The 7,935-nt window shown below is 48.8% G+C and carries 7 protein-coding genes; 5 read left to right on the top strand and 2 right to left on the bottom strand.

The window, feature by feature from the left end; genetic code table 11:
• The first annotated feature begins 289 nt into the window (after positions 1-289).
• Both L0156_17980 and L0156_17975 read left to right on the top strand, forming a co-directional pair.
• Positions 290-2,734: a response regulator gene (locus L0156_17980; protein ID MCI0604879.1), complete on the top strand. Its 2,445-nt coding sequence runs from the start codon at positions 290-292 to the stop codon at positions 2,732-2,734.
• A gap of 12 nt (positions 2,735-2,746) precedes the next feature.
• Complete coding sequence (locus tag L0156_17975) at positions 2,747-3,322, top strand: response regulator (GenBank protein ID MCI0604878.1); 576 nt, start codon at positions 2,747-2,749, stop codon at positions 3,320-3,322.
• Here the strand turns inward: L0156_17975 and L0156_17970 are convergent.
• Entirely contained in the window at positions 3,311-3,994 is a 684-nt protein-coding gene (locus tag L0156_17970; protein MCI0604877.1) for an HAD-IA family hydrolase, read from the bottom strand. The genes L0156_17975 and L0156_17970 overlap by 12 nt on opposite strands.
• A 119-nt stretch (positions 3,995-4,113) precedes the next feature.
• Here L0156_17970 and fbp point away from each other — a divergent pair, with 119 nt between their 5' ends.
• Complete coding sequence (gene fbp / locus L0156_17965) at positions 4,114-5,115, top strand: class 1 fructose-bisphosphatase (GenBank protein MCI0604876.1); 1,002 nt, start codon at positions 4,114-4,116, stop codon at positions 5,113-5,115.
• 53 nt (positions 5,116-5,168) lie between these two features.
• Here the strand turns inward: fbp and L0156_17960 are convergent, their stop codons facing one another.
• Complete coding sequence (locus L0156_17960; protein MCI0604875.1) at positions 5,169-5,678, bottom strand: redoxin domain-containing protein; 510 nt, start codon at positions 5,676-5,678, stop codon at positions 5,169-5,171.
• 472 nt (positions 5,679-6,150) lie between these two features.
• On the opposite strand from L0156_17960, the gene L0156_17955 reads away from it, so the two are divergent.
• Both L0156_17955 and L0156_17950 read left to right on the top strand, forming a co-directional pair.
• Positions 6,151-7,311 (top strand): PLP-dependent aspartate aminotransferase family protein, encoded by a 1,161-nt coding sequence (locus L0156_17955; GenBank protein MCI0604874.1) that lies wholly within the window; start codon positions 6,151-6,153, stop codon positions 7,309-7,311.
• A gap of 71 nt (positions 7,312-7,382) precedes the next feature.
• Positions 7,383-7,742: a thermonuclease family protein gene (locus L0156_17950; protein ID MCI0604873.1), complete on the top strand. Its 360-nt coding sequence runs from the start codon at positions 7,383-7,385 to the stop codon at positions 7,740-7,742.
• Positions 7,743-7,935 lie beyond the last annotated feature (193 nt).

Genomic DNA, 7,935 nt, shown 5'->3' with positions numbered 1-7,935 from the left:
GTCCGCAAAAACTTGGTAGCTCGACGAGTTCATTGCGGGCAGGGATGCCCGCGCTCCCACTAACTCGCCGCAATTCTTGACTTTTTGGACAGTCTCGCGGGCGACTCGCCCGCTGGTCATGATTGGGCAGGATATTGCCCCTAAACAAAGTGCACATAATTGAAAAAAATGATACGACTGCCGAGTGATTACGCTTTGCGGGCGAGTCGCCCGCACCACATCCCGACTGAAGTCGCTACTACGAACTCATGTTATAATCCCGAATGTCCGAGGGGAAGGCAGGGATGCAATGCCAGAGCGGGTCGATCATTCATACTTTCACGGACTCACACTTAGACTTGCTCTGCCTGTTTTGCTCGGATCAGCAATCCTGATCCTCTATTACTGGCAACTTCTTACTCTCACGACAGATCAGCTCAAGAAGACGTTCTACTTCGCCGCAATTGCCATTCCCCTTTCTACTCTGTGGGCCATTCCCTGGAACCGGCGTTTAATCCTGCCGGTGATTCGCTATCTGAAAGGAACCGGATCGGCAAGAGAAGCGGAACGCGCTGCGGCACTTTTCTCCGTGCGTTCCGCGATGCTCAGTCTGGGGAGCTGGTTTCTTGCCGGTTTCGCAGTCGTCTACTACAGTATTCGAGTTTTGCATATTCCTGAGAGTTATCGCCTTTACCTCTTTCTGGGCACCTTGAGCGCGGGGCTTACGGCCTCGTTCGTTCATTTCCACATGCTTCGAGGAGCTATGATTTCGATTCGAACCAGAATTGCAGAAGATCTGGGCGAGGAGAATTTTACTTTTCGTTACACCATTTTGATGAAGCTGCTTTTATCTTTTACTATGCTGATCGCGCTTGCCCTTACTTTTTTTGCGCTCATGGGACACGCGCATACCGAAGAGGCATTGCGAACCGGTGTGATTCACGCTTCCACATGGTGGGAAACCATTTCCCTGATATTCGTCATTGTCGCAATCGGGGCGCTCGTTGCGTTCATTGCAGCTGCAGATATCTCGCGTCACTTAAAACAGATTCGGGAAGTGACCGCAAGAATCATGGCAGGCGAATTCACACACCGTTTGCACATTGTATCGGATGATGAAGTTGAAATGCTGGCGGAAAGCATTAATAAGATGGCTCAAGAGCTGGAGCATAAGATCGAACAGCTTCAAAAAACTCGTGACGACGCGCAGGAAAAGAAAATTCTGTTGGAGCAGGCGAACCGCGAATTGATGCAGCTGGATGAACTAAAATCCAACTTTCTTGCAAACATTTCGCATGAACTGAAAGCACCGCTTGTTTCCACCAAAGGATACGTTGAATTTATCCTGGGTGGCCGCCTTGGACCGATCAATGAGAGACAGGAGAAAGGACTGAACGTTTCACGGGACAATTTGAATCATCTAGCCCGTTTGATCAGCTCACTGCTCGACTTTTCCCGCGTCAGCACCGGCATGATCAAACTTCGTATGGAAGCTTGCTCACTAAATCAGCTCATCGAATCTTGTGTGGAAAGCATCAAGATCGAAATCCGCCGGAAGGAGAAGGAGATCCAGATCAGTACGAACATTCCCTCCTGTCCGCCCATCTATTGCGATCCGGATCGTATTCGCGAAGTGCTCATGAATTTACTCATGAATGCCGAAAAGTTTACCGCCTCGCCGGGCGAGATTCGGATTGATCTGGAAACGCCCGGGACCGAAGATGCAGTTGTAAAGGTCAGCGTTGCCGATACCGGAATCGGCATTCCCAAGGAACACCTCACAAAAATTTTTCAACGATTCTACCAGGTGGATGGCTCCTCCACTCGAAAATACGGCGGAACAGGATTGGGTCTTGCCATTGTGAAGGAAATCATTGAAGGCCATGGATGCAAAATTCAAGTGGAAAGCAAAGAGGGCGCCGGCAGCAAATTCACATTCACACTCCCTGTACACAGACATTCTCAAGAAACGAGACCTGCCAAGGTTCTTGGGGCACGAGCCCATCATCCCGCTAAGTTGGTGGAAATTATCGAAGATGATCCTGATGTCAGCGCTATGATCAAAATGCTGCTGGAAGATGAGGGTTTCGCAGTTATACCCGCAAAATCAGGAAAAGACGCACTAACAATAGCGCGAGAACATAAACCGGATTTGATCACTCTGGATATCTATCTACCTGACATGAACGGATTCCATCTGCTGGAAAGATTGCGTACGGATCCACTGACTTCTAATATCCCGGTGATCGTCCTGTCGGTTCTTGTCGATAAAGAAAAAGGTGACTCGTTTGGCGTATTCGATTATCTGGAAAAACCAATCGATGTGGAAAAACTGCATCAAATTCTGGGAAAAGCCAGCGATTTGATTGATTCCCGGGAAGCGCCTCTAAAAATTATGATTGTGGATGATGACACATCCACACTAGAATTCTTCGACGAATGTTTATCCAGGGAGGGATACGAGGTCAGTACCGTACTGGGCGGAAAAGAGGCTTTAGACAGGGCCAAAGATGTAAACCCTTCCCTGATTCTGCTGGAACTTCTGATGGACGATCATGGAGGACTGGATGTATTGCGTGAGCTCAAATCGGAGCCGCAGACGCGCGATATTCCGGTGATCATTCTCTCGAGCCTGGCAGAATTAGAACAACAGAATCAATCATTATTGATGGGCGCGGAAGCAGTGATCGCAAAACCATTGGAACTGAGGGGTGTGGTCGACCAGGTAAAAAAATATTTTGGCGAGGCCTTATAAGCGAGATTAACTATGCACAAAATTTTGATTGTCGATGATGACCCTACCCTCGTAGATTTTCTAAAACTTTTGCTGGAATCGGAGGGATACGAAACGCACGATGCTCCCGATGGCGAAACCGCCTTGCAGGAAATCAGCAAGTTCAATCCGGAAGTCGTTTTGCTGGATTATATGATGCCCAACATGGATGGGCTGGATGTTTTGCGCCACGTCAGCAAACATTACGCAACAAGTTTTGTGGTAATGCTAACAGGAAAAGGAAATGAGGAAGTAGCAGTGCAATGCATGAAGGCGGGCGCGGTGGATTATGTGTTAAAACCATTTGACAATGAACGTCTCTTATCCGTAATCCGGAATGCGCTTCGCTACCGCGAGTCGGAAATCCAGAGACGGGAGATCGTTTCAAACTTGAAGGATCTCAGCGAAAGATTAGCGGAAATTCTATCCCTTGCATCCTCTATTGTGGAAGCGGCGCAACACACAGCCCAGGCGAATCAACTGGAAGAACTGAATCTTCTTCTTGAAGAAGCGCGCAAAAAAGTTCGAGCGGTTCAAGAAGCTCAAGCGATCAAAGAATTAGCCCAATAAGTTGGGTGAGGAGTCGACTCCTTCGATCCAATTTGCAAACCGGTAAAGATCCGGACCGTTGAAAAGCGGTTTTACGTCATTATCTTTTAAGGTTTCATGCGTCCTGTTGATCCAGGCCGATTCGATTCCTAACCGGTTGCACGGGAGAATATCGTGAACGTAACTCTGGGCAGCATGGATCCAGTCAGCGTTGGCAATCTTCCTCTTTGCTTCCTCAAAGTGTTTTAGCCCCGGTTTGTAGGATGAAACGTCTTCCGCGGTTACAATCAAATCAAAATTGACCGTTAAGTGTTTGCGGGTTTGCGCGAGCATATCGTTGTCGACGTTGGAAAGGATTCCGAGCTTATGCTTTCGAGCAAGTCTCTGCAGAGCTGCATTCGTATCGGGAAAAGGCCTCCATCGCTGCAGACTGTCTGCTAGAAAATCGTAAGTTGCAGTTTGCAGCCCAAGATCAAAACAAACGCGGCGGGCCACACGCGTCAATACGTCGCGGTACCTGCGATATTGAACTTCCTCCTCCTTTTCGTATTTGCGGTAGAGTTTCAAAACCTGATTTCGATTGAATGGGAGGCCGGTAGCCATGGCCATTTTTTCGAAAGCGGCAGCAATTCCCAGTTCCCAATCAATTAAAGTGCCATAGCAATCGAAGGTAATCCATATATAGTTAGACATGATCTGATACTGGCGTGATTATATCAAACTTCCGAATTATAATCGGAGGGCGGGCCTTCGCGCCCGCCAGGCGGCCAGGGACGGCCGCCCTCCATAGTGAAAGGAGTAAGGAGTGAAAAATGATTCCACATGAAGTAATGTCCATATCCCGCCACATCCTGGAACAACAGCGAAAGTTTCCGGATGCGACAGGAGAATTTTCCGGATTGCTAAACGATATCACTCTGGCTGCAAAGTTGATTGCACGCGATGTTCGAAAGGCCGGCCTTGTGAACATTCTGGGTTTAACAGGCAGTGAAAATGTTCATGGAGAGCGCGTAACGAAACTGGATGAATATGCGAACCGCGTGTTGCATGAAATCCTGGGACGAGGCGGACAACTTTGTGTGATGGCTTCGGAAGAATCTCATTCGATTCTTTCGATTCCCGAAGGATATCCTCACGGTAAATATGTTTTTCTGTTTGATCCTCTGGATGGCTCCAGCAACATTGACGCGAACGTTACGATTGGAACCATCTTCTCCGTACACAAGCGGATCACAGCGAAAGGACCCGGCACGCTCGATGATTGTTTGCAACCGGGACACAAGCAGATCTGCGCGGGTTACATCGTGTACGGTTCCAGCACCATGTTCGTTTACACTGCCGGCCACGGAGTTCATGGATTCACCTACGATCCGAGCTGCGGTGAGTTTTTGCTTTCGCATGAAGACATCGTCATCCCTTCGAAAGGAAAATATTACAGCGTGAACGAAGGCAACTATCATTCGTGGGACGATGGAATTAAACGCTACGTGGATTACATAAAAGAAGTCGACAAGCCTACCGGGCGGCCTTACGGAACGCGCTATATCGGATCGCTCGTTGCAGATGTGCATCGCACCCTGCTCTACGGGGGAATATTCCTCTATCCCGGTTCAGTGAAAAAGCCGGAGGGAAAACTTCGCCTGTTGTACGAAGCCGCGCCGCTCGCAATGATCATCGAGCAAGCGGGCGGAAAGGCCATCAGCCAGCAGGAAAGAATCCTGGATGTTGTTCCACATGAGCTGCATCAACGCACACCATTGATCATCGGCAGCACTGAGGATGTCGACCTCGTTCAGTCATTTTTGTCGAAGTAGCGCGGGTGTCTCGCCTGCGAAGAGCCGCAGCCGGGACGGCCGCGCTACTTTGTTTACAAACTCTCTTTCATGAGTTCTTCAATCAACCCTTCAATTCGTTTTGCCTGGGAATCATTTGGATGTGTTTCGCCTGCGAACTTTCCACGGATCTTTCCCTGTTTATCTACAACATAAAAAGCGGGCCAGTAACGATTGTTCAACTGCCGCCAGTAGGCGAAATCATCATCCAGAACTTGCGGATAGGTAACTTTATAGCTGGCCATCGTTTCACGGAGTTTGTTCCGGTCTTTCTCATGATCAAATTCGGGTGAATGAATCCCGATCAGCTCCATCTGTGGAAATTTCGTTTTCAAAGAAACGACCCAGGGAAGTGAACGATAGGAGTTCCAACAGCGAAACGTCCAGACATTCATCAGCACTACCTTGCCTTTCAACTGTGACCATCCGAAAGGCTTTCCTTCGAGCCAGTCCGATGACTTCGAAGGCAAGGGAGGCGCCGGCTCATTTGCAAAACTACTGCAGGCAATGAGAAACAATAAAACACTAAAAATCGAATACTTCATTGGATTCTTCCTCTGAAATCAATTAGTTACGGTTTCACTCCCCGTTCTTTGCAGAAACCTGTATGTCATAATAACCGCCAAGGGACCCGGGAACGCCAAGAACCAAAAGAAGTAATTTTTGCTTGGCGACCCTGGCGTCTTGGCGGTTAATAAACAAATCCAAGAAATGAAGCGTCAAAATTTGGCCTGACAATTAGTCCAGACCCGGATGAAGCTTACCGGAACAGAGGAGCGGTTTACTTTGTGTGCGCCGCAAATATAGTTCAGCCCTTGCAGACTTCAATCGCGCGCTGTTTCTGAATCCAAAATATGCTGCTGCTTACAATGCCCGGGGCGTTGTTTTCTCGGTCAGCAGCTGCGCTCCTCTGCGAAAAGCGCTGCATAAACACTGTACCGGTATCTGTGCATTTCAACTATATCTGTTCTGGTCCATCTGATTTGCGTATGATTATTCTGGGAGGATTGTATAACCATGAGATTACCGAAGCGTTTGGAAACCAAAGCAGTGCATGCTGGTGAACCCCACATTCAGGGCGCGGTGACCGTTCCGATTTTTCAGTCCGCAATGTTTGAGACTTTTGGAGAGTCGGATTATCATGACGTGCGATACATTCGACTGAACAACACTCCCAATCACTTTGCGCTGCAGCAAAAACTCGCAGCGCTGGAAAACGCGGAAGCCGCCCTGGTGACTTCAAGTGGAATGGCAGCAATTACAACTTCTTTAATGACCGTTCTTTCGCAGGGTGATCATTTGCTGATTCAGGAAGAACTGTACGGCGGTACCCATGATTTCATTACCAAAGACTTTGCTTCTCTTGGTCTTTCGTTCGATTTCATCAACAGTAACGACCCTGATTCGTGGGAATCGAAGCTGAAGCCCGGAACTAAAGCCATTTATGTAGAGACCATGGCAAACCCGCTGATGGTGGTGCCGGATCTAAAAGCGATTGCGCAATTCGCGCGCGCTCATAAACTCATCTCGATGATTGATAATACATTCGCCAGCCCCGTAAATTTTCGCCCACCGGAGCATGGCTACGATCTCACCCTACACAGTTGCACAAAATATTTGAATGGACACTCCGATCTCGTGGCAGGCGCCGTCATCGGTCGCGCCGATTTGATTGAAAAAGTAAAAAGAAAACTCGATCATCTGGGCGGCACACTCGATCCGCATACGGCATACCTCTTGCAACGCGGAATCAAAACCGTCCACCTGCGAGTGCGTTATCAGAATGAAAGCGCTTTGAAGATTGCGAAGTTCTTGCAGTCCCATCCCGCAGTAGCAAAAGTGAATTATCCAGGACTGGAAACCCACCCCCAGTATCAGCGGGCTCGCGAGCTTTTCGATGGTTGCAGCGGCATGCTTAGTTTCGAGCTCAAGGGTGGTGTGTCAGCTTCCGAAACATTCTTGAAGAAGGCAACTCTGCCGATTGTGGCTCCAAGTCTTGGAGGAGTCGAATCCCTGTTGACGCGTCCTGCAACAACTTCGCACGCAGGACTCAGCCCGCAGGACCGACAAAAAATGGGAGTCTCGGACAGCCTGATTCGCGTATCCGTGGGAATTGAATCCACGGAAGAGCTCATCGAAGACTTCGATCGCGCACTGGCACAGCTGAAATCAAAGTAGCGCGGGCGTCCCGCCTGCGAGAAGCCGCAGCCGAGACGGCCGCGCTACATCTAATTTGATACAATGCTTGTATGAAATATTTCTTGTTTTTGCTGTTCTTCTCTTCCACGCTATTCGCGGATGAATTTCCTGCACGTGTTGTAACGGTGCATGACGCAGATACAATTGTGGTCCTGCATGACGGCCGCGCGGAAACCATCCGGCTCAAAGGGATTAATTGCCCGGAAGCGGGCGAACGAAATAGCTCACGCGCAACAAAATACGCAACAGAAGTGATCCGTGGAAAGAATGTCCTGCTGAAAACATATGGCAAAGACAAGTATGGACGCACAATCGCCGATGTTTTTCTGGAAAACGGAAAGCTGTTCAATAAAGAGCTTGTACTGACCGGCAATTGCCGCTGGGGCCGTAGTCGCGCAATGCGAGAGTAACTCTAGTAGGCGAGGCAATGCGGCCTTACTAGCCGATTTTCCACAACTCTACGTTGCCGTAGCTAAGGCTCAAGTAAGAGTAAGCCAGAATAATGGCTAAAATTACAAGATGTTCTTTGTTTCGCAGGAGTTGTTTTCGTGAAAAGCCTGCGCCAAGGTTGTGGTAACTTCTCAGCGTAGGATAGAAAGCAGG

This window comes from bacterium (assembly GCA_022616075.1).
GTDB lineage: Bacteria > Acidobacteriota > HRBIN11 > JAKEFK01 > JAKEFK01 > JAKEFK01.
This window is presented reverse-complemented; position numbering and strand designations above follow the sequence as displayed.

Excerpts from the sequence above, each read along its gene's own strand:
- L0156_17975 (MCI0604878.1), top strand. The coding sequence starts at position 2,747 with ATGCACAAAATTTTGATTGTCGATGATGACCCTACCCTCGTAGATTTT.
- L0156_17970 (MCI0604877.1), bottom strand. The coding sequence starts at position 3,994 with ATGTCTAACTATATATGGATTACCTTCGATTGCTATGGCACTTTAATT.
- L0156_17955 (MCI0604874.1), top strand. The coding sequence starts at position 6,151 with ATGAGATTACCGAAGCGTTTGGAAACCAAAGCAGTGCATGCTGGTGAA.
- L0156_17950 (MCI0604873.1), top strand. The coding sequence starts at position 7,383 with ATGAAATATTTCTTGTTTTTGCTGTTCTTCTCTTCCACGCTATTCGCG.
- fbp (MCI0604876.1), top strand. The coding sequence starts at position 4,114 with ATGATTCCACATGAAGTAATGTCCATATCCCGCCACATCCTGGAACAA.
- L0156_17960 (MCI0604875.1), bottom strand. The coding sequence starts at position 5,678 with ATGAAGTATTCGATTTTTAGTGTTTTATTGTTTCTCATTGCCTGCAGT.
- L0156_17980 (MCI0604879.1), top strand. The coding sequence starts at position 290 with ATGCCAGAGCGGGTCGATCATTCATACTTTCACGGACTCACACTTAGA.